Origin of the sequence: Pseudoalteromonas sp. Angola-7, assembly GCF_028599255.1 — a bacterium.
GTDB classification, from domain to species: domain Bacteria; phylum Pseudomonadota; class Gammaproteobacteria; order Enterobacterales; family Alteromonadaceae; genus Pseudoalteromonas; species Pseudoalteromonas atlantica.
The window spans coordinates 429,234-449,867 of sequence record NZ_JAQREL010000001.1; the positions used below are offsets into that span (position 1 = coordinate 429,234).

Consider the following 20,634-nt stretch of genomic DNA (forward strand, 5'->3'; position numbering starts at 1 on the left):
TTCTTTTAAACTCTAGTTGTCATGAAGATAAGGGCGATTGTATTTAATTACAATGCCTGAATACTGTTTTCGTCAATTTCGGCGCTAAATAGCTGCTGAAATTGTACTATGTTTTCATCAGATGTGATCACATCAATTGCTTGCTGGTGTCGCCCTGCATCTATTTTTTGCTGAATTAAATAAGGCGAGTCAATCACCCCTTTTGCAAAGTTAATACTCAGCGATACGTTATGCCCGTAAATGCTTGATAACGCCGCATCGAGCTTTTGCCTAAGCATGGGCGTATCTAAGTGTTTTTGCGATTCATCCACGTCAATATGTAAACTGTCGCCTTGCTTGGTAAAAATCGAGTGTAATGCAAATTGACGCATTCGCCCACCAAGCCCCATACGCTTAATTAAATAAGCCCACTCATCTTGCTGATGCGCAAATTTAATCTCGCTAATTGGGCTTTGAAAATCATCTGGGACCGGTATAGCGGGCTCTTGCTCTATTACCTCAGGCTTTTTTTGCGGGTTAATTTGCTCAAGCAGCTCAGGCGCTAAGTTTTCAGTAATTGTTTGATGCTTTTCTTTAAAATCAACCTTACGCACTGGCTGGCTTTGCGTTACTGGCTCAGCTGGCGTTTGGCTCCCTGTTACTGGGAGCGTTGGCTTTTTTTCGCTATCGCCTTGCACATGGTCATGCCATGGCGGTGAATCGTTTTGTGACTCACTCGCTTGCGGGCTTGTATTATGTGGCTTTGCTTCGCTGTTAGGCGTAGCTAGAACAGGCATTTTTGGTGTTTGCGCTTGCTCAGGGGTATTTATACTCCCCCCAGAAAGTCTGCCTGCCCCCGATATATTTCTATCCCGTAAAATTCGCGCAATTGCTGATTGTGCTTGAGCTTCTTGTTCACGCACACTGCTATCTTTAGCATCGGCGTTTTCAGGCACGGGTTGTGTGTGTTGCGCTACAGGTTCAGGGTTATAACCTTGATCTACCGCACTGCTCATAACATCATCAAATTGTGCTGCTAAGGTTTGCTCCATATTACTGTGTTGCAGATAAGCATCGTCTTCACTTTGGCGCTCAGCAGCATCGTCACTCTTAGCAATGTGCGCACTTTGTTGCACAGGGCTCGGTATATCGTTTTGCGGGCTTTGAGCCGCAGCTGATGCGCTTTTGCTGTTTTGCTCACTTGGCGAGCGTGTTAGCTGCTCTGTGGGCGGTTGCTCTACTGGTTCATCAATTATTTGGCTTTGCGCTGTGCTTTGGTTTTGGCTTTTCTCAACCATTGCTTGCGGAGCAGGAGTTTCGTCTTGCGATGGTGTTTTATTTTTATTTAATATATCACGCAGCGCATCGGCACGGCCTTTACTACCGGTAGGCGCAGGTGTTGCTGCACTTGGTGTGTCACTAGGCTCAGGAAGCGATTGAGCAGGCGTTGTACCTGCAGACTCAAATGCTAATAAACGCAGCATTATCATTTCAAAGCCTAAACGAGGCTCTGGCGCCCATTGTAAGTCTTTTTTACCGTTTAATAGTAACTGGTAATAAACCTGTATTTGTTGAGCCTGGGTGTGCTGTGCAACATGACTAACATAATCGGCGTTTTTATCATCAAGTTGCGCTGCTTGCGGGACAAGCTGAGTTAATTGAATAAGATGAGTTAATGCAATTAAATCATCAAGTAGCGCAATATAGTTAGGATTACGGCTCGCTACTTGGGCTATTTCGTCCATCAGTGCGCCACCATCTTGTGCTAACAAAGCAGCAAGCAAACTTTGGCTGTAATGTGTGTCCATTAAACCAAGCATAGCTTGTACGGCTTGATTGTTTATGTCGCCGTTGGTTTGCGCAATAGCTTGATCTGTTAAGCTCAACGCGTCACGCATACTGCCATCGGCGGCTTTTGCAATAATACTTAGCGCATCTTTATCAAATTTTAACTCCTCTTGAGTAAGGACATGCTCAAGCTGAGTTTTAATTTCGCTTTGCGAAAGTGCATTTAAGTTAAACTGTAAACAGCGCGATAAAATGGTAACAGGTAACTTTTGCGGATCAGTGGTTGCTAGTAAAAATTTCACATGCTCTGGCGGCTCTTCTAACGTTTTTAATAACGCGTTAAAGCTATGCTTAGAGAGCATGTGTACTTCATCTATTAGGTATACTTTGTAACGTCCACGCGTGGGTGCATATTGAACGTTATCAAGAATTTCACGAGTATCTTCTACTTTGGTACGAGAAGCGGCATCGATTTCAAGTAAGTCAATGTATCGCCCTGCTTCTATGTCAGTACAACTGCTACATTGCCCACAAGGAGATGCCGATATACCCTCATCACAATTTAAGCTTTTAGCAAAAATACGCGCAATGGTCGTTTTACCGACACCACGGGTTCCAGTGAATAAATAAGCGTGATGCAGTCTATTTTGCGTTAGCGCATTAACAAGCGCTTGCTTTACATGAGACTGGCCAACCAATTCATGAAAGGTTTGCGGACGCCATTTTCTCGCTAGAACCTGATAACTCATCAATTACTCGCCTTCAAACTCAACCAGTTTTAAGATTTTAATACCCATTTTTTCTATACGCTGCTCACCACCAAGCTCTGGTAATGAAACAACAAACGCTGCATCAGTGGCTGTGCCGCCTAATTTTGCAACTAGCTTTGCTGTGGCTTCAATTGTGCCACCGGTAGCTAATAAATCGTCAACTAATAATACTTTGTCGCCTGGGACAATAGCATCAACATGAAGCTCTAATGTGTCTTCACCGTATTCAAGTAGGTAATCTTGGCGAATCACTTCGCGTGGTAGCTTGCCTGGCTTACGAACAGGAATAAAAGGGATCCCTAACGCGTAAGATAGCGGTGCACCAAAAATAAAGCCGCGAGATTCTGTACCAATAATTTTTGTAAAGCCTTGGTTTTTATATTCGTTTATAAAAGCATCGATTGTTGCTTTAAAGGCTTCTGGATTTGCCATTAGTGTTGTTACATCACGAAACATAATGCCTGGTTTTGGATAGTCGGCAATGGTTGCGATACTGTTTTTAATAATAGCGGGTGTTACTTGAGTCATAAGTTTAATTGCTCAATAGTTTATATTTCAAAGCAGCTGATTATAACCTTAACTGACGTTAAAATGCGAGTTTGCTGTTATTAATACCAAGGTGGTTAGAAAATTATAAGGGTGGAGGAAGAAAAGAAGCTTAAGGCTGATATAAACAACAGCCTTAATAGAGCAAGGAGCTTTAAGTTAGGCTTGTGATCCAGCCTAAAATCGCATTTAAACAGCCAATACCTACAAAAACTGCTAAAAAAGCAATAAAGTAAGTAGCGTTAAACGGATCTTTAAAGTCTTTATCATCTGACATTGGTATAACCTTTTTTTAAGCACGACAAATAAGGCTGCCATGATAGACGAAGTAAAAACATCTATAAAGACCTTAATGTTGATTTTTTGTCACGATAATACCGCGCTCGCACATTGCATTAAGCGTACTTAACGCACCATGTGCAATTTGTTGTTCACTAAAATTGGGCGCGTGGACTAAAACCTGCTGGCATACACTCTCAAAGTCAATGCCCGCATTGGATTCTATTATTGAAAGTAGCAAGGCGGTCATTGCATTTGTGGCTAAAAACTGTACGTCGTCGCTATCATCTCTGTATACAACAAAGTAATTAGGCTGCTCAGATGGCGTGCTGGGTTTATATTCGGTGCTGATATTTTGCACCGCATATTGGTAGCTTAAATTACGCGCTACACTCGATAAGTAAAGTGCAGAACTGGTTAGTTCAGTGCTTTTTAAGCGTTGCTCGTTGGTATCTTCATTAGCCACGGAAACATCAAGCTCTATCCACTCATAATGTGCCAGCTCCAGCATAAATGCATAATCGTACTCTTGCAGGGTATAGCTGCTCGATAAGTAATTAATAAATTCCCCCGCTATGTCTAAAAAGTAAGGCGACTTACAGTCATGCTCACTAAAAAAAGCCCTTATTAATTTTTGCCATTGCTGCTGTGTATATAAAGTTTTAAGCACCGGAAAACCAGATGAGATGAACCCTGCAATATTATTAAAAAATAAGTCACGGTAAATCGCCATGCGTCTATCTTCAATATCGTTAGGCTTTGGGTTATGTTCAGGCTCACGTATGTGCGCCATAAACTCATTTTGGCTGTCAATAAAGCTCATATTTCTTCCTTTATGCTAATTGCTGAGTAGGCGATGCGCATAACTGCTTATTTTGTAAATCGTGAATAATATCAAGCTCTTTTGTAAGTGTATTTATACTTGGAATATTAAAATCACGCTCCAATAAGGTAGGAAACACCCCATGCGCTTGGTACGCTTTATCAAGCAAATCCCATACGGGGTCAATAACATCAGCGCCGTGGGTATCAACAATTAAATCATCGGCTTCATTGAAGTGCCCAGCTACATGTCCATATGCAATGCGTTTTGAAGGTAGCCCTAATAAAAACGCTTCGGCGTTGTAACCATGGTTAATTGAATTAACATAAATATTATTTACATCAAGCAGTAGCTTACAATCGGCTTGCTCTAAAATCGTGTTTGTAAATTCAAGCTCAGATAACTGCTGACCAGGCGCCGCATAATAGGAGACATTTTCGATGGCTATTTGGCGCTCTAAAATATCTTGCACTTGTTTGATGCGAGGTACAACGTGTGCAATGGCATCTTCAGTAAAAGGGATTGGCATTAAATCGTACATATGCCCTTTTCCAGAGCAGTAACTTAGGTGCTCACTGAATAGTTTAATGTTGTGCTGATCAAAAAACGTTTTTAGCGATTTAACAAATTCAATATCAAGAGGTTCAGGCGAGCCGATAGAAAGCGATAAACCATGGCAAACAAAATTATTGGCGTCAGTTAAGGTTTTAAATTGTTTTTTAAAGCGCCCTCCCAGCTTAAGCCAGTTTTCAGGCGCTACTTCCATAAAATCAATTTGCTTTGGTGTATGCGCTAGTAATTCATCAAGCATCTCTCGACGAAGACCTAAGCCCACCATCCCAAATGCTGAGTTTTGTGTTGCTCTCATCATTATCTCCTAAAACAAAAAGGGCCTTTTGGCCCTTTTAGCATAACGTATATCTGAGTAAATCAGGTACTTAAATCAGCCTGTTATTGGCCGCCACATTTGCCTTCGCCGCACTTACCTTCTTTTTTACCTTTTGCGTCGCCGCCACATTTGCCTTCACCGCACTTACCTTCTTTTTTACCTTTTGCGTCGCCGCCACATTTGCCTTCGCCGCACTTACCTTCTTTTTTTCCTTTTGCGTCGCCGCCACATTTGCCTTCGCCGCACTTGCCTTCTTTTTTACCTTTTGCGTCGCCGCCACATTTGCCTTCGCCGCACTTACCTTCTTTTTTACCTTTTGCGTCGCCACCACATTTGCCTTCGCCGCACTTACCTTCTTTTTTACCTTTTGCGTCGCCGCCACATTTGCCTTCACCGCACTTACCTTCTGCCGCATCAAGCTGGTATCCGGTTACTAACTGTTGAAATTCAAATGGGTTTGCTTGTGCATCTGCAGAGGCAAAACTTGCAGAGCCAACAACTACTGCACCTAAGGTTAACGCGATTGAGTTTTTCTTTACTGTATTCATTGTATGACTCTCTTATATAAGTGTGTATTAAGATAACGCAAACTAATTATTGTCAATTATGCGTTGCTTGTATAATTAAATAGACCCGCTATCAAATAAAAACTTTCATTTATTTTCATTTTTTTTACTTTTAAATTTATACATACAAATATGGGCAGTAATTTAACTTTTATCAAACCATACTTTGCAGGTACACTACGCACCCGTTTTTTCAATAAAAATACTCTATGAAACTTGTTTTAGCGCCTATGGAAGGTGTTGTTGATTTTAAAATGCGCCAACTTCTTACCAATATTGGTGGCTTTGACCTATGCGTAACAGAATTTGTTAGAGTAATTGATAAATGTTTACCAGCTAAAGTGTTTCATCGCTATTGCCCTGAGCTCAATAATAACGGTTTAACCAAAGCCGGTACTCCTGTGCGCGTACAGTTATTAGGGCAAGTGGCCGACGTATTAGCAGAAAATGCGGTTAGAGCTATCGAATTAGGCTCCCACGGTATAGATCTTAATTTTGGCTGCCCTGCAAAAACGGTAAATAAAAGCCGCGGGGGCGCTGTACTGCTAAAAGACCCTGATCATATGTATAACATAATCAAAGCGGTAAGGGATGCGGTAGATAGTAAACATCAAGTAAGCGCTAAAATACGCTTGGGCTTTGATGATGATAGCAATAGCCAAGAAATTGTAGATGCCGTTGTCAGCGCCGGTGCAGATAGTATTGCAATACACGCCCGTACTAAGCGTGATGGTTATAACCCACCTGCATACTGGGAAAAAATCCCCCCGCTAATAAAAGGTAAAAACATAGCCGTGGTTGCCAATGGTGAAATTTGGCAAGTGGAAGATGCCCTACTTTGCCAGACCCGAAGCCAGTGTAGCGATTTAATGCTAGGGCGCGGTGCGCTTTCTCACCCTGATTTAGCGAAAAAAATTAAAGCTCATGTTAATAATGAACAATATACAGGCCTAGAGTGGGAACATATAATTTATCATTTGATTCACTCCGCTATTCATCAAGACCCCACACAAGATGAAAAATATTTTGCCTCTCGTACTAAGCAATGGCTGGGTTATCTAAAACGCCAATACCCACAAGCCAATGCACTATTTGATGAAATAAGACGTCTTAAAGTAAAAGGTGATGTAGCACAGGTTTTAAAAAAATACGCTAAGTCTCCGCAACTTGATTCAAATCATAGCGTATAAGCAGCGCAGCTCAGATAATACCGGTATAACGAAACGCTAAATGAAGGTTATACCAATATGCTTTATCAGCAACAACTGCACAGTGAAATAGCACACGTTAAATCAGTAATATTAGCGATGCTGAGCCAATCTGCACACCCTGCCCATCTTAAGCTACGTGACGTTATATTAACTAGCCAGCATAACGAATGGCTTGACACGGCCACCTACCACTTAGGTCCTGAATATCAAACTTTAGTTAATAGGCTGACAGAATTAGAAGCGGCAATAAGCCAAATTGATATTGGTCAATACGGCTATTGCTGCGATTGTGAAGAAGCAATTTCTGAGCGGTTACTTAAAAAAGACCCTGCAACACAGCGTTGTGAAATGTGCGCTAAGCGCACATAAGCGTTTAAAGTGTTAATAGTTGCTCGGCAAAACTAAAAGCGTGGCCTGGGTAAAGCACACTATCTTCAACTAAATACTGCGCATCGCGCTGTGAAATAGCTAATCGTTTTACTAAGTTCACTTTTGCCTGAGATAAAGTCCATGCATGGTAGTGTATGCCCACATCGGTTTCCATTAGCGCAAGCATTAGCCTTTTATCTTCTGGGCTCAGCTGGCTGTTTTTAGCCATAGCTGGCAATAGCATGTAATCAGTTTGCCAATCAATCCCTTTTACTTTTGGCGCCTTGCTTAAATATTGGCTAATAAACGAAGTACTATGATGCTCGTTATAGCTCAAATTAGGCGCAGTATGCGAGTCAATTTGAAGATGCTGATTAATAGTATCAACCCATTGCAAAGGCGACTTAACTGCCCCACTGAAGTAATTTAGTTTACTTTGATACCATTCACTGCCATTAGCAAGTCCACGTAAGCCAATGCTCCCCCTTGGTTTGTAATGGGCCAAGTAATCATTAAACTCTGCAATCTGGGCTTTTAAATCGCTTACGCTAGATTGTTTTAATTGTGACGTTTGTAAGTAACCCTGCAGGAGGTTTAATTCAACCTTGTTTAATCTCAAATTGCTTTGCAGCGCACTGTCTAATTGATCTTGAGTGAACTTAAGCCACTCAATTACCTCGTTAGCCTTAGTACTTTGAATTTGCGCTGATAATAAGTTCTCTAACACATTGACCTGTGCAGGCCAGCTGAAAAAGCGCTCAGGAAAACGCTCAGCAATAATTAAGTAATTTAGCTGCTGTGTTTGCGCGTTTGAAAGAGTCATTGTTTGTAGGCGCTGATACATCTGATGACGAAGCGATAAATACGCTGAGGAAAAAGGCAGTACTTGTTCAGTGGATACACTTTCAGTGCCCACAGGCTTTAGTGCCGTATTTAAACTTTTAATACTCTGCTGCGCAGCATCATAAGATTCAAAAGGCGGTGGTTGTTTTGAACAAGCAACCAAAAACAGACTAAATAGGACAGACAAAAGATGCGTTTTATTCATTATAAATTCCAATAAAAAAAGCCCCAAAGGGGCTTTTTATATAATTGCTAAAACAAATTAAAGTTAAATTTTAACACCGTTGCGAGCGGCTTTATCTTTAATAAATGTAGACCAACCTTTAGCAAACTTACGTGTGCGTGGGTCGTCCATTGCTTTAGTAATAGCAGCATAAGCTTGCTTGTATTTAGCTTGGTAGTAGTACGCTTCAGCTAAGTCTGAATAAATGGTGCCTTTTTTGTCAGAGCCAAGCTCTAACGCTTTGTTCAAACGAACAACAGCAGCACTAAAGTTCTCAGATTGTAAAAGTAACGATCCTGCTTTGCGGTAAAGCTCTGCATCGTCGTCAAATTTAGCAGCTTCTTCGTAGTACTTAGCAGCTTTTTCGATGTCTTTAGAACGGTGGTAGTTACTAGCAATTGCGTTAACATTTTGCTTAGTACGCTTAACTTTGTCTTCTTTAATCGCATTTTCAAGGGTTTTAGCCGCTTTAAATGGAATTTCGTTTAAAGAGTAAAAGTTAGAAAGTACTTTGTAATCGACTTCCGCTTCAAAATAGCCATTTTTGAATGCTACTTCCATGGTCGCTAGACCTTTAGAGTAGTCTTCGGTTTGTAGGTAGTATTTACCTAAACTAACCCAGGCTTTTTTGTCATCTGGCCAAACTCGTACAATCTCTTCACCAATTTTCACCATGTTGGCGTAGTCTTTAAGTTCAAAGTAAGAACCTAATTTTAATTGGTAAGGGGCCTTGTTAGGCTCCTTTTGTAAAGAGATTGCCTTGTCGGCAGGTTTAAAAACATCACGAAACTGACCTAACTGATAGTTAGCTTGCGCGATACGAGTATACACTTTAGGGTCTTCTTCGCCGGTGAAGTCCATCCAAGCTGTATAAGCTTTTTTGGCTTCTTGGAACTTTTCAGTACCTGCGTATAAATCACCTAATAGCTTTAAAGTTTGCTCGTGATCTGCGAAGTTTAAAATATCAGGGGCAACAGCTTGTCTAGAGTATTTAATCGCTTCATCGTACTTCTCTTTTTGCGCGTACATGCTACCTAAGTAACGATTTACAGTCGCTTTATCGAAGTCGTTAGATGCGTCAATCTCTTTTAATAAGGCAATTGCTTCATCAATTTTGTCTTCATTGTACAAGTCAAACGCTTTAATTACCTTTTTACCAGTACGCTCGCCCATGATTTTAGTCTTGGCTTTTTTACGCTCTTCAATTTTAGCGTAATCCGGCGCTGCTAATACAGGTGCAGTTATAGCTGCACCTGACACAGACATAAGAATTGCAAGAGCAGTTACTTTAGATAAATTTCTCATTACTCGCCTCCTTAGCCTTGGTTAAGTTTAAAGTCTAGTTGAACTTGTAAACCAACTTGTTTCTGTGGTTTACCGTCAATAATTTTAGGACGGTATTTCCACTTGCGTAATGCACGTTTAGCTTCACGGTCAAAGATACGTTTTGGTTCTGCGTCAATAACTTGAACGTCAGTCACGCCACCTAACTCATCAATTGTGAACGAAAGTTGTACCCAACCTTCTTTACCATCACGCGCTGCTTGCGTTGGATATTTTGGTTCAATACGAACGATAGGTGTCGCATCACCATCTCGTCCAAATGCACCTGGACCACTTAGTCCACCAGCCGAACTTCCTACATCAATGCTACCCATGTTAAATGACATAGCACCAGGGTTAGGATTGTTATTCTCCGGCTGTGGCGGCTGCGGTTTAGGCGGCTGCTTTGGCGGTGGCGGAGGCGGAGGCGGAACACGCTTCCTCTCCTGCACCTTAGATTCAGGCGGATTCGTCATTATTTCGACTATGATCTGCTCTTTTTGTTCAGTATTACGGTCAGCCCCACCAGAGATGAGGTAAGCCATGAAGTAGAACAAGCCGAAAGTAACTGCCCCACCTGCAATCAGTGAAAACAGAAAACGAATCATTACTGATCTCCAGCTATTGAAATTCTCAGGTTGTCACCTGTCGCTTTGATCTGGTCCATAACTTTAACCACTACGCCGTGCTTTGCTTCTTTATCAGCTTGCAAAATCACAACATCAGTAGGTTGTTCTGCTAATAAACTTTCGATTTTTGCTGAAACACGTTCAACATCAACTTGCTGTTTATCAATCCAGATAGCACCATCACTGCGAATAGCAACAAAAATGTTAGCATTTTTTTGCTTCGTAGCTTGGGCCGCTTTAGGTTTATTGACCTCGATACCAGCCTCTTTAACGAACGATGTAGTTACGATAAAGAAAATAAGCATGATAAATACGATGTCAAGCATTGGCGTCATATCTACCGCTGCTTCTTCTTCTTCACGAAAACGTTGTTTACGTGCCATATTTAATTCTCTCTCTAGTGATGAGGCATGCTATCTACAAGTTTGGCTTTCACCATTCTCGCTCTTGCCTCAAGGCGTGAGCTAAAGAAAACTCCAGATAGTGCCGCAACCATTCCAGCCATTGTTGGGATTGTTGCCATTGAAATACCTGATGCCATTAAACGTGCATTACCAGTACCTTGGGTTGCCATGGTTTCGAAAACCGCGATCATACCCGTTACAGTTCCAAGTAAGCCTATTAAAGGACAAACAGCTACTAATGTTTTAATCAACAACATACGCTGATCTAATTTTTCAGACGCTTCAGAAATCCATGCTTCACGGATTCTGTGTGCGTACCAAGACGTAGTGTCTTGGCGGGCATCCCACTTCGCTACAATATCCTTCGTTAAACGAGGAAATTCAGCAAGTAGGAACCAATAGCGCTCAATCATTAAAACCCACATAAGAAAGAGTGCTATCGCGACCACGTATAATACCTGGCCGCCTGTGCCAACAAAATCCCTGATAGATTCCCATATCTCCATCAGGACTAGCATTAGGCTTTCTCCTTCTCCGCGTGAGTAGCAACGATACCTGCGCTTTGCTCATCAAGGATATGTAATACTGACTTACTACGACCTGCAACAATTGAATGAAGTAGGATAAGTGGTAGTGCAGCAATTAGACCTAGCGCTGTAGTTACAAGAGCTAGAGAGATGTTACCAGCCATGATCTTCGGATCGCCCGTACCGAACAATGTGATTGTTTGGAACGTTAAGATCATACCGATTACTGTACCTAGTAGACCAAGTAACGGTGCGATTGCAGCAAGAATCTTGATGATGTTGATGCCAGCTTCAACACGTGGCGTTTCACGTAAGATAGCTTCATCAAGTTTAAGCTCAAGGTTTTCAACGTCTTGGCTCTTGTTGTCATGGTACACTTTAAGAATACGACCCAGTGGGTTGTTTGTATTCGGTGTAGACAAGTTTTTAAGCTGAGACTTGATCTTAGAAGTAGTAAGCGCTAAGTCAACGAAACGTACTAAGAAGATTAGTAGACCAACAGCTAATAAAACTGTGATGATGTAACCAACTTCAGCACCTTGCTCGTAGTATTCCATAAGCGTTTTCTTCTGCGTGTTGATACGTAAGATTGCACCACGAGTCGGGTCAATGTATACGCCAGCATAATTGTCAGAAGAAGTACCTTCAAGAGCAGAGATACCATCTAAAATGTAGCTATCAGGTTGTTTACCTAAAGGCTGAATAGATTTTGTCTCTGGCGAGTAGATTAAGTAACCTTCGTCAGTAACTAAGTTAAAGTTACCAATACGTGTTACTTGCTTAACTGTAGAGTTGCCGTCAAGACCTGACACTTCAGTTTCAAAAGTAGAAACTTTTGCTGACTCAGTCATTTCTGTTTGAAGTGCAATCCAAAGTTCTTCAAGTTCACGAACTGTTGGAAGCTCTTTAGCAGCTGCTAATGAACGAAGTACTTCTGCACGGCCTGGCTTTTCAGCACTTACTAGTGAAGCTTCGATAGAACCGATAGCGTCTTGCGCTGCACGACGTACAACACCAAACATTTCACCAAGAGTACCTTGTGCGTTTTGAAGCGCTTGCTCTTTTTCAGCTAATGTATTTTCGTTTTGTGCATATTGCTTAGCTAAGCTGTCACCGCGTGCTTTTTCAGACGCTAATTGGCTTTTTGCTTTGTTAAGTAATGCTTGCTTGTCAGCACGTTCTGATAAGAACTCTTGCTCACGTTGCTTATTGATTTTACCTTCAGAGATACGTTCTTGCTTTACTTGCTCAAGAATTTTATCTAAAGCATCAGTATTTGCATGTGCATTAAGCGCGGTACCTGCAGAAACAGATAGTACTGCTGCAACAGCAAAACCTTTAAATAGTTTCTTCATTATTCGATTACTCCGCGCCAAAGATTGGTAGTTTAACAAGTTCGAGTGTCGCTTGCTTACGCGCCATACGAATCACTTCTTTAACTGGTTTTAGGTATTCTTCACCTAATTCTTTCCACTCTTTAGTGTTGTTGTCCCACACCCAAGCGTGTTTTAAGTCAAAAGATTGTGCTACGTAAGTGATACGACCTAAACGACCGATATCAACGTTAATGTTTTTACCATCAACTTCTAAAGTACCTTGAGAAGCAGTTACAGCCGAGCTGTAAGCAGTTTCAACTGTGTATGCTTCAAGAACTTGGCGGAATTTCTCAGACGTCGTTACAGACGCAGAAGCCATGATTTCACGAAGTCTTTCTACACGAGCTAGACGAGAATCAAGATTGAACGGAACGTCCGCTTTGATGAATTGCTCAAGCGTATCGATCATGCGATACATCAAAGGCACAACGTTTTGTTTAGTGTTGTCGATAGTAGCGATTTGACGGTCAAACGATTCGATTGACGCATTTTGGTCAGCGACCAAACGTGCTACGTGATCGTTGTACACTTTCATAAGTTCAGTCTCATCAACAATACTACGGTACTCAGCGATTAGCTCTTGAGTTTGACCGTATACGTTGTCAATTTTAGTTTGAGACTTAACAGCAGCCTTTTGAATTTGCTGACCTGCTTTTTGCACGTCATTCAAAGGATCTGCAATCACATTGCTGCTTGCAAATGCAAAAGCGCCAACCAACGCAGATGCTACAAGACTCTTTCTGATTTTAACAGACATAGTTCCCAACCAATTAAGTAATGTTACTTTTATAATTTAATTATCAACCTTATTAAGGATGACAACCCTGATATCTTTTAATAGATATCAACCCTCCAATAATGCTAAATGCAATACGCCCTGTCAACTTGATGTTAGCTATTCTAAGTAAATAAATACCTTGAAAAAGCTAAAACTAAAGTATTATAAAAAATACTGTTAACATAAATGCAACCAGCATTAAGCCGTTTTAGCATTATATAGCCCCTTTAAAATTAAACACTAGTTAAAAATTAGACACTTACATGAAACAAAAATGCAACATCTAAACAAAACTGAATTGCACCTTAAAAAAAAACAAAAATAATAAAAATGTGACAAATTGATGAACTAGATTTGGTTAAATTAGGCTAAAAGCACATCTTAACTTGCAAATCCCGCGCTTCATCGTATAAAAATACAACAATTCGAAAGTTGTTTTGAGATGATGTATAAATATTACTGCATTTAAGTTAATGGCTTTAACTTTGCTAAGCCCAAGTTAAGCCCTATTAAAGCCAGTAAAACACTCAGTTAATTACACGGTTTTTTAATACACACCATGCATGTGGTAAATATATTGCTTAAGCTTAGTGAAAGTATACAGATTATGAGCTGTTAGTGTATTAAAGCGGCGTTGCTATTAAATAGGGTTTTTAACTATTTAAATGGCAAATATGTTAAACGTGTTTGAAGCTATAGCGAGAAGTAAATTTTAACGTTTGACTGTATTAGGGAGTGAACAAACAATATTAGAGAGTATAAAAACAATGAGGAAGATTTTGAGGAATTATGGTGAAACAGAAAACTGCTTCACCAAGATGAACTAAGGTTCACATAATTAAAATTATGCTACTTCTACGTTCTCAGCTTCAGGGCCTTTTTGACCTTGTTTGATGCTGAAAGTCACTGCTTGACCTTCGCTAAGAGTGCGAAAACCAGAACCAGTGATTGCGCTGAAATGTACAAACACGTCAGGACCATTTTCTTGTTCAATGAAACCAAAGCCTTTAGCTTCGTTGAAAAATTTTACTTTACCAGTAACCGACATACTAAATTTTCCTGTAAGTCAATAATTAAAATTCAGCCATATTATTATGGCTATATCCTCCCTGAGTCAGTGCCCAAAATTCTGGAGGTATAGTACAGGAACAAGTTTTAACCTAACCGGTAACCTTAAACGCAGCACAATATCCGTAAATTCAATACGCAAAAACTCAAAGCAAGTTAAGGTTAACACATTAATTTTTTTTTGGCTCTATTAATTAAGATTTATTTACTCAGAACAAAAATAAATAAAGCATTATGTGTAAGTGGTTATTTTTAAAGCTAAAATTGAACAAAAAACGGCAGCTTTGTTGCTCCTAATTGTAACAAATTATGTATAACAGCTTAGCTTTACAAATAAAGCCCTTCGTAAAGAGCGTTAAATCTCAGGTAAAGATTGAATTTCAAGCAAATAAAAAGCCGTACAGCAAGCTATACGGCTTTAATACAATGCTAATTTAATGCACTTTACTTAACCTGCCAGTCAATAGTAGCTTCTGCTTTAATAGGCACGACTTGTGAGTCACCAAGTGTGTAACTTGCGGGAACTTGCCAAGGCCTTTTCTCTAGGGTGATTGTATCGGTGTTACGGGCAAGTCCGTAAAAGTCAGGCCCAAAATGGCTTGCAAAGCCCTCTAATTTATCCAGTGCGCCCGCCCCTTCAAAGGCTTCGGCGTAAAGTTCAATCGCAGCATGTGCTGTATAGGCGCCAGCACAACCGCATGCCGCTTCCTTTTTATCTTTATAATGTGGTGCTGAGTCAGTCCCTAAAAAGAACTTTTTATTTCCACTTATAGCTGCCGCCATTAACGCTTGTTGGTGAATATTGCGCTTTAAAATAGGTAAACAGTAATAATGCGGACGTATGCCACCAGCTAACATGTGATTACGGTTGTACAATAAGTGATGCGCGGTAATAGTTGCCGCCACATTTTGCGGCGCGGCTGTTACAAAATCAACGGCGTCTTTTGTCGTAATGTGTTCTAGCACTATTTTCAGATTTGGAAAATCAGCGACAACATCGCCTAAAATCGTCTCTAAAAATACTTTTTCACGGTCAAAAATATCTATTGATGAATCAGTCACTTCACCATGCACTAATAACAGCATGCCCACGTCTTGCATCGCTTCTAATACAGGGTAAATATTCTTTACAGATGTAACCCCAGAGTCTGAGTTAGTGGTTGCCCCTGCTGGGTACAACTTGGCAGCAACAATTTTACCCGTTGCTTTGGCTTTTTTAATTTCTTCAGGAGTGGTTTTATCGGTTAAGTAAAGCACCATTAAGGGTTCAAAGTTGCCCTGCGGCCCCACTGCCATAATTCGCTCTCGATAAGCTAGCGCTAAATCAGTGCTCGTTGCTGGCGGTACAAGGTTTGGCATTATGATGGCGCGGCCCATGTAGCGGCTAATATCGCGTACTGTATCTTTAAGTTGCTCACCATCACGTAAATGGACATGCCAATCATCAGGACGAATTATGGTTAATGTGTTTTTTGAATCGGTATTAATGCTCATTACTTTTTTCCACGGCTGAATTTATCCGATCATAGGCATATGGAAAGACCTAGTAAAGTGTTATCTAAACTATTGCCCTCTATGAGTGCTGCAAAATACTATTGAGTTTAAGTTTAACGACGATTACACCCGTTTAAGCGTTTTATTTTGAACATGCTTTAAATTTGGGTTAACTTATCGGTGCTAATACAAATAAAAAGAATAAAATTACCCTATGTCGAATCATATCGATACCTATAAAGCGCTCGAAGTTAAAACTGAACAGCTGAGCATAATAAATCAGTTTTCCTCAAGCTTATTACAACTCGATACCCTAGAAGAGTTATTTGAGTATGTAACCACTCAAGTAGTAAACCGCCTTGGGTTTGTTGATTGTGTTATTTACCTGGCTGATGAAACACGTTTACAGCTAAATCAAGTCGCTTCTATGGGCATAACCCACGCCAGAGACGAATACCAAGCAGAGCGCAAAGTTATTAGCTTTAACGAAGGTATAACCGGTTATGTTGCCCGTACAGGCACAGCTATTATTATTGGCGATGTAACGCAAGACCCTCGCTACATTGCTGATGAACGCCCTGCTCAATCAGAGTTGTGCGTGCCACTTATATACAAGGATCATGTTTTAGGGGTTATTGATTGTGAACATCCAATAAAAAATTACTTCACAAACGCCCACCTAGAAATATTAACCACGGTTGCGCATTTATTAAGTGCTAAGCTAAACCAAGTAAACACGGTCAATAGCTTAACGCACACAGTAACACAGTTAAATGATGCGCAAAAGCTTGAAAACAGCTTACTGCAAATCGCTAATTTAACCTATAAAGCCAGTAACCTAGATACCTTTTTTGAAGCTCTTCACAGCATAATAAATAGCTTACTTCCTGCAGATAACTTTTTTATTGCCCTTTACGATAAGCAAGTAGACATACTCGATTTGGTTTACATCGTTGAAGAAGGCATTCAAACGCACGCACACAAAAAAATATCAAAAGAGCAATTAAAAGACACAGCTTCGTATTACCTACTAAAATCAGACCGTGTACTGCTATTAAATCAAAACGATTATCAGCAACATATAAATAACGGCGACTTTAAACTTGTTGGCCGTCTTTCTGAATCCTGGCTAGGTGTGCCTTTTAAAGCAAATGATAGAATAAGCGGTGTAATTGTTGTTCAAAGTTACGATAAAAAGCTGCATTACAACGAACACGACAGCGCCCTTTTAACCTACGTAAGTAGGCAAATTAGTATGGCCATAGATAGGCAGCTTGCAAGGCAAGAGCTTGAACACAAAGCATTGCATGATGAGCTAACAGGCCTCGCTAATCGCTCGTTACTTATTGAGCGTATTAAACATGCAATTTTGCGTTTATCGCGTGTTAAAAAAGGCACGAGCCATGCCTTGCTTTATTTAGATTTTGATCGATTTAAAAGTATCAATGATTCGCTTGGCCATGAGGTTGGCGATCACTTTTTAATTAAAATTTGTGAGCTCATAAAAGGCACCGTCAGAAACACCGACACGTTTGCACGCCTTGGTGGCGACGAATTTGCTATTTTTATGGAAAACATCACACACCGAAACCAGGTTAGCGAAGCGCTAAAACGAATAAACACAGCCCTTGCTAAGCCACTTAATGTGGATAGTCATTTATTGCAAGCATCAACCAGCATTGGCATCGCCTTTAGTGAAAGCAGCGACGATAAAGCCTATTTGCTATTACAGCAAGCCGATGCAGCTATGTACGAAGCTAAATCAAGCGGGCGTGGCCAAGTTAAGTTTTTTAATAACACCATGCGTAAAAAGCTCAAAACACATGCCGATATAGAAAACGACTTACAACACGGCATTGAACACAACGAATTTGAGCTTTATTTTCAGCCTATTTTTACTATAGCGACAAGCGAAGTTGTCGGCTTTGAGGCATTAGTGAGATGGCACCATCCAAAAAAAGGGTTTGTGCCACCAAATGAGTTTATTCCGATAGCCGAAACCACCGGGCAAATTATTAACCTTGATTTGCACTTGCTTGACCTCGCTGCACAACATATTGCGCACTGGCACACATTAGGGCATCGCTTTTTAAAAGTAACGGTCAATGTGTCATCGCGTCATTTTGCCAGTCTCGACTTTGTTGCCCAAGTTCACGCATTATATAATAAATACCAACTGCCTTTAGGGTCGTTGTGTTTAGAAATCACTGAATCAGGGCTTATCGCTAACCTTGATTTAGCAACTCAAATAATAGAAGGGCTTGCCCCACTTAAAGTGAAGTTATGCTTGGATGACTTTGGTACTGGATACTCAGCACTTGGTTACTTACACCAATTACCTATTCATATTTTAAAAATAGATAAAAGCTTTATCGATCACCTCAACAAAACCAATAACCCGTTAGTAGAGGCCATTCTCTCATTAGCGCAATCACTAAACTTTGAAGTTGTGGCGGAGGGAATCGAAACGCAAGAGCAACTAAATATTTTACAAGCCACTCAATGTAATTACGGGCAAGGCTTTTTAAAGTCAAAACCAGTTACAGCACAACACGCCATTAAGCTTATCCACAAACCCCTGTAGTAGCTGTTATCCAAAGGCTTACTTTTTCACAACCAAAAAGGTGTAAAAAGTAAGCCCCGTAATACCCATTCGTTTATTTAAGCGCTCAGTTTTGAAGTAATAAAAACATATTATTACTGTTTAAGCTTTAGCCCATTAAAAACAGACCTGTTATTACGCGTTGTGATAATTCCTTATCCCTCTTAAAAACCAGTGCCATTTATTAAGCTGCCCTGCCCATAACGCTGCTTTAAACAGCCGCTGTATAACCCAACAAAACAACTTGAGCTAAACTCATGCCAAACTCATCAAACCAGTAGCAACCAAAGTACCCACATTAGTTAATTTAACTTTAAGGGCATATTTTAGTAAATAATAGATTATTTTAGCCATCTAGACGTTGAAACGTTTTTTGTAAAGGCGTAGTATGTAGTCAATCTGAGCCAAACTCACTTTTCCCTTGAGAATTATTAAAGATGATTGATATAAAACACCTGAAAACTATTGCGACATTAAAAGACACCGGATCGTTAGTTAATACAGCCCGGGAATTATTTTTAACGCAATCAGCTTTATCTCATCAAATTAAAGACTTAGAAAACAAATTAGACTGCCAATTATTTGAAAGAAAAACGCAACCTGTGCGCTTTACGCCACAAGGAATGCTATTACTCGAACTTGCCAACGAAGTTTTACCTAAAGTAGAAGCCACTAAGTGCCGTTTAAAAGAAAGCCTTAATCAACCTATTTCCCAACTGCGCTTAAGTGTTGAATGCCATGCATGTTTTCATTGGCTGCTGCCGACTATTAAAGAATTTAATAATTTTTGGCCAGACATTAAAATTGACTACGAGCGCGGCTTTAGCTACGACGCTATACCAGATTTACTCAATGATGAGCTCGACTTAGTATTAACCTCAGATATACGCGATCCTGACAAGCTAGAATACGCTCATTTATTTGATTTTAAATTAAAGCTTATCGTCGCCCCTGATCACGACCTAGCTAAAAAGGCATATGTAACGGCGCTTGATTTAAAAAACGAAACCATTATTTCGTATCCTATTCCGCGCGAGCGACAAGATATATTTAAACACTTTATTCAAAATGCCCGCTTTGACGGCACCTTAAAAAATGTAGATCAAGGCTTATTAATTTTTCAGCTAGTGAGTGCAGGAATGGGTGTAGCAGCGCTGCCTGATTGGTTGGTAACACCTTACGAAAGCCAAGGTTTAATAAAATCAATCCCGCTTGGTGCACTAGGGCTAACCCGCCCTATGTACCTAGCAATGAAAAAAGACATGAAAGACAACCCCGTTTATCGCCATTTTTTAAATACCTGTAAGCAAAATAACGGTCGATAAATCACAAACGAATAAGTAACATAAGGCCTATTGTGTTTTATGTTGCTTGTTATGTTTGAATTAAAAAAATTATTAGGTGGCTTAATTATGCCGCTACCGCTATTTGGTTTACTTGCGTTTGTAATGCTAGTTTTGGCATTTCGTGCACGTAAGTCTGCTTTAGTGATCGCAAGCTTGAGTCTATTGGCGCTTTTAGTGTTAAGTACGCCATTTGCTGTGCATCAACTGATTAAAAACAATGAGCCCGCATCATTGGCATTTAATGCACTAAAACACCCAACCCTTGATAAAATTGTTGTGCTGGGTTGCGACATAAACCCTAACCCCGCTTTAAGCGCTAATAACCAGCTAGGAAATTGTGCGCTTACTCGCTTGGTAGAAGGGGTTAAGCTTGCAAAAAAATACCCTAATGCAACGCTTATCGTATCTGGCGGTGGCTATGGCAAAGTAACCAATAGCGCGTTAATGAGCCAAACAGCAATAAATTTAGGGGTGAGTAAAAACCGCATAAAACAAAACCCACAGGCGATGGATACAGCCGCAGAAGCCAAACTACTCGCGCCTAAGCTCGTTGATTTTAAGGTTGCACTGGTTACGTCTGTGCTACATATGCCGCGCTCAATAAACCTGTTTAATGCCCAAGGCATTGAGGTAATTCCTGCCGCTACGGATTATCACAATTTTTCGGCTTTACCTTTGTATAAACAATTTATACCAAATGCTGAGGCATTACGTGTAGTAACGCAATATGCCCATGAAGTGATTGGGAATGCTTGGATAAGTATGCGCCGCTGGATAAACCCAGAGGCGCTGTAGAGTATA

Annotated in this window: 20 protein-coding genes; 5 read left to right on the forward strand and 15 right to left on the reverse strand. The window is 40.4% G+C overall.

The window, feature by feature from the left end; genetic code table 11:
• Positions 1–47 precede the first annotated feature (47 nt).
• The 6 genes from dnaX to PSH50_RS02000 form a co-directional block, all read right to left on the reverse strand.
• Positions 48–2,516, reverse strand: a complete 2,469-nt coding sequence (gene dnaX, locus PSH50_RS01975) for a DNA polymerase III subunit gamma/tau (protein WP_273586778.1) — start codon at positions 2,514–2,516, stop codon at positions 48–50.
• Positions 2,517–2,519: 3 nt separating this feature from the next.
• Positions 2,520–3,065, reverse strand: coding sequence for an adenine phosphoribosyltransferase (apt, locus tag PSH50_RS01980; RefSeq protein WP_004588124.1), 546 nt, complete (start codon positions 3,063–3,065; stop codon positions 2,520–2,522).
• Positions 3,066–3,237: 172 nt separating this feature from the next.
• A complete protein-coding gene (locus PSH50_RS01985; RefSeq protein ID WP_004588125.1) occupies positions 3,238–3,360 on the reverse strand; it encodes a hypothetical protein in 123 nt (40 codons plus the stop codon).
• Positions 3,361–3,432: 72 nt separating this feature from the next.
• Complete coding sequence (locus tag PSH50_RS01990) at positions 3,433–4,185, reverse strand: DUF2063 domain-containing protein (protein WP_273586777.1); 753 nt, start codon at positions 4,183–4,185, stop codon at positions 3,433–3,435.
• 10 nt (positions 4,186–4,195) lie between these two features.
• Positions 4,196–5,023: a DUF692 domain-containing protein gene (locus PSH50_RS01995; RefSeq protein WP_273586868.1), complete on the reverse strand. Its 828-nt coding sequence runs from the start codon at positions 5,021–5,023 to the stop codon at positions 4,196–4,198.
• Between the two features lie 113 nt (positions 5,024–5,136).
• Positions 5,137–5,622: a hypothetical protein gene (locus tag PSH50_RS02000; protein ID WP_024033363.1), complete on the reverse strand. Its 486-nt coding sequence runs from the start codon at positions 5,620–5,622 to the stop codon at positions 5,137–5,139.
• Positions 5,623–5,849: 227 nt separating this feature from the next.
• On the opposite strand from PSH50_RS02000, the gene PSH50_RS02005 reads away from it, so the two are divergent.
• Entirely contained in the window at positions 5,850–6,830 is a 981-nt protein-coding gene (locus PSH50_RS02005; protein ID WP_273586776.1) for a tRNA-dihydrouridine synthase, read from the forward strand.
• A gap of 57 nt (positions 6,831–6,887) precedes the next feature.
• On the forward strand, positions 6,888–7,220 hold the full coding sequence (locus PSH50_RS02010) for a TraR/DksA C4-type zinc finger protein (RefSeq protein ID WP_004588130.1): 333 nt from the start codon (positions 6,888–6,890) through the stop codon (positions 7,218–7,220).
• A gap of 4 nt (positions 7,221–7,224) precedes the next feature.
• Here PSH50_RS02010 and PSH50_RS02015 read toward each other — a convergent pair whose 3' ends face one another.
• The 9 genes from PSH50_RS02015 to pyrC all read right to left on the reverse strand — a co-directional run bounded on the left by PSH50_RS02015 (position 7,225) and on the right by pyrC (position 15,885).
• Positions 7,225–8,268, reverse strand: coding sequence for a hypothetical protein (locus PSH50_RS02015; RefSeq protein ID WP_273586775.1), 1,044 nt, complete (start codon positions 8,266–8,268; stop codon positions 7,225–7,227).
• Between the two features lie 63 nt (positions 8,269–8,331).
• A complete protein-coding gene (locus PSH50_RS02020) occupies positions 8,332–9,591 on the reverse strand; it encodes a hypothetical protein (RefSeq protein WP_004588132.1) in 1,260 nt (419 codons plus the stop codon).
• A gap of 11 nt (positions 9,592–9,602) precedes the next feature.
• Positions 9,603–10,217, reverse strand: a complete 615-nt coding sequence (locus tag PSH50_RS02025; protein WP_004588133.1) for an energy transducer TonB — start codon at positions 10,215–10,217, stop codon at positions 9,603–9,605.
• Positions 10,217–10,621: a biopolymer transporter ExbD gene (locus PSH50_RS02030; RefSeq protein ID WP_004588134.1), complete on the reverse strand. Its 405-nt coding sequence runs from the start codon at positions 10,619–10,621 to the stop codon at positions 10,217–10,219. Before PSH50_RS02030 ends, PSH50_RS02025 begins: the two co-directional genes overlap by 1 nt.
• Positions 10,622–10,635: 14 nt before the next feature.
• Positions 10,636–11,160: a MotA/TolQ/ExbB proton channel family protein gene (locus PSH50_RS02035; protein WP_004588135.1), complete on the reverse strand. Its 525-nt coding sequence runs from the start codon at positions 11,158–11,160 to the stop codon at positions 10,636–10,638.
• Positions 11,160–12,524 (reverse strand): MotA/TolQ/ExbB proton channel family protein, encoded by a 1,365-nt coding sequence (locus tag PSH50_RS02040; protein WP_004588136.1) that lies wholly within the window; start codon positions 12,522–12,524, stop codon positions 11,160–11,162. Before PSH50_RS02040 ends, PSH50_RS02035 begins: the two co-directional genes overlap by 1 nt.
• 7 nt (positions 12,525–12,531) lie before the next feature.
• Positions 12,532–13,302, reverse strand: coding sequence for a DUF3450 domain-containing protein (locus tag PSH50_RS02045; protein ID WP_004588137.1), 771 nt, complete (start codon positions 13,300–13,302; stop codon positions 12,532–12,534).
• 865 nt (positions 13,303–14,167) lie between these two features.
• Positions 14,168–14,371 (reverse strand): cold-shock protein, encoded by a 204-nt coding sequence (locus tag PSH50_RS02050; protein WP_004588138.1) that lies wholly within the window; start codon positions 14,369–14,371, stop codon positions 14,168–14,170.
• Positions 14,372–14,835: 464 nt separating this feature from the next.
• Positions 14,836–15,885 carry a dihydroorotase gene (gene pyrC, locus PSH50_RS02055; RefSeq protein WP_273586774.1) on the reverse strand — a complete coding sequence of 350 codons (1,050 nt, stop codon included), beginning with the start codon at positions 15,883–15,885 and terminating at the stop codon, positions 14,836–14,838.
• A gap of 214 nt (positions 15,886–16,099) precedes the next feature.
• Between pyrC and PSH50_RS02060 the strand changes: the two genes are divergently transcribed.
• From PSH50_RS02060 to PSH50_RS02070, 3 genes are all read left to right on the forward strand, one after another.
• On the forward strand, positions 16,100–18,469 hold the full coding sequence (locus PSH50_RS02060; RefSeq protein ID WP_273586773.1) for a GGDEF domain-containing protein: 2,370 nt from the start codon (positions 16,100–16,102) through the stop codon (positions 18,467–18,469).
• Positions 18,470–18,924: 455 nt separating this feature from the next.
• Entirely contained in the window at positions 18,925–19,812 is an 888-nt protein-coding gene (locus tag PSH50_RS02065; RefSeq protein ID WP_004588141.1) for a LysR substrate-binding domain-containing protein, read from the forward strand.
• A 51-nt stretch (positions 19,813–19,863) separates the two neighbouring features.
• On the forward strand, positions 19,864–20,628 hold the full coding sequence (locus PSH50_RS02070; RefSeq protein WP_273586772.1) for a YdcF family protein: 765 nt from the start codon (positions 19,864–19,866) through the stop codon (positions 20,626–20,628).
• The last annotated feature ends 6 nt before the right edge of the window (positions 20,629–20,634 follow it).

Coding starts and splice junctions, on each gene's coding strand:
- pyrC (WP_273586774.1), bottom strand. CDS start 15,885: ATGAGCATTAATACCGATTCAAAAAACACATTAACCATAATTCGTCCT.
- dnaX (WP_273586778.1), bottom strand. CDS start 2,516: ATGAGTTATCAGGTTCTAGCGAGAAAATGGCGTCCGCAAACCTTTCAT.
- PSH50_RS02005 (WP_273586776.1), top strand. CDS start 5,850: ATGAAACTTGTTTTAGCGCCTATGGAAGGTGTTGTTGATTTTAAAATG.
- PSH50_RS02015 (WP_273586775.1), bottom strand. CDS start 8,268: ATGAATAAAACGCATCTTTTGTCTGTCCTATTTAGTCTGTTTTTGGTT.
- PSH50_RS02000 (WP_024033363.1), bottom strand. CDS start 5,622: ATGAATACAGTAAAGAAAAACTCAATCGCGTTAACCTTAGGTGCAGTA.
- PSH50_RS01990 (WP_273586777.1), bottom strand. CDS start 4,185: ATGAGCTTTATTGACAGCCAAAATGAGTTTATGGCGCACATACGTGAG.
- PSH50_RS02050 (WP_004588138.1), bottom strand. CDS start 14,371: ATGTCGGTTACTGGTAAAGTAAAATTTTTCAACGAAGCTAAAGGCTTT.
- PSH50_RS02060 (WP_273586773.1), top strand. CDS start 16,100: ATGTCGAATCATATCGATACCTATAAAGCGCTCGAAGTTAAAACTGAA.
- PSH50_RS01985 (WP_004588125.1), bottom strand. CDS start 3,360: ATGTCAGATGATAAAGACTTTAAAGATCCGTTTAACGCTACTTACTTT.
- PSH50_RS02025 (WP_004588133.1), bottom strand. CDS start 10,217: ATGATTCGTTTTCTGTTTTCACTGATTGCAGGTGGGGCAGTTACTTTC.
- PSH50_RS02070 (WP_273586772.1), top strand. CDS start 19,864: ATGTTTGAATTAAAAAAATTATTAGGTGGCTTAATTATGCCGCTACCG.
- PSH50_RS02020 (WP_004588132.1), bottom strand. CDS start 9,591: ATGAGAAATTTATCTAAAGTAACTGCTCTTGCAATTCTTATGTCTGTG.
- PSH50_RS02035 (WP_004588135.1), bottom strand. CDS start 11,160: ATGCTAGTCCTGATGGAGATATGGGAATCTATCAGGGATTTTGTTGGC.
- PSH50_RS01995 (WP_273586868.1), bottom strand. CDS start 5,023: ATGGTGGGCTTAGGTCTTCGTCGAGAGATGCTTGATGAATTACTAGCG.
- PSH50_RS02045 (WP_004588137.1), bottom strand. CDS start 13,302: ATGTCTGTTAAAATCAGAAAGAGTCTTGTAGCATCTGCGTTGGTTGGC.
- PSH50_RS02010 (WP_004588130.1), top strand. CDS start 6,888: ATGCTTTATCAGCAACAACTGCACAGTGAAATAGCACACGTTAAATCA.
- PSH50_RS02030 (WP_004588134.1), bottom strand. CDS start 10,621: ATGGCACGTAAACAACGTTTTCGTGAAGAAGAAGAAGCAGCGGTAGAT.
- PSH50_RS02065 (WP_004588141.1), top strand. CDS start 18,925: ATGATTGATATAAAACACCTGAAAACTATTGCGACATTAAAAGACACC.
- PSH50_RS02040 (WP_004588136.1), bottom strand. CDS start 12,524: ATGAAGAAACTATTTAAAGGTTTTGCTGTTGCAGCAGTACTATCTGTT.
- apt (WP_004588124.1), bottom strand. CDS start 3,065: ATGACTCAAGTAACACCCGCTATTATTAAAAACAGTATCGCAACCATT.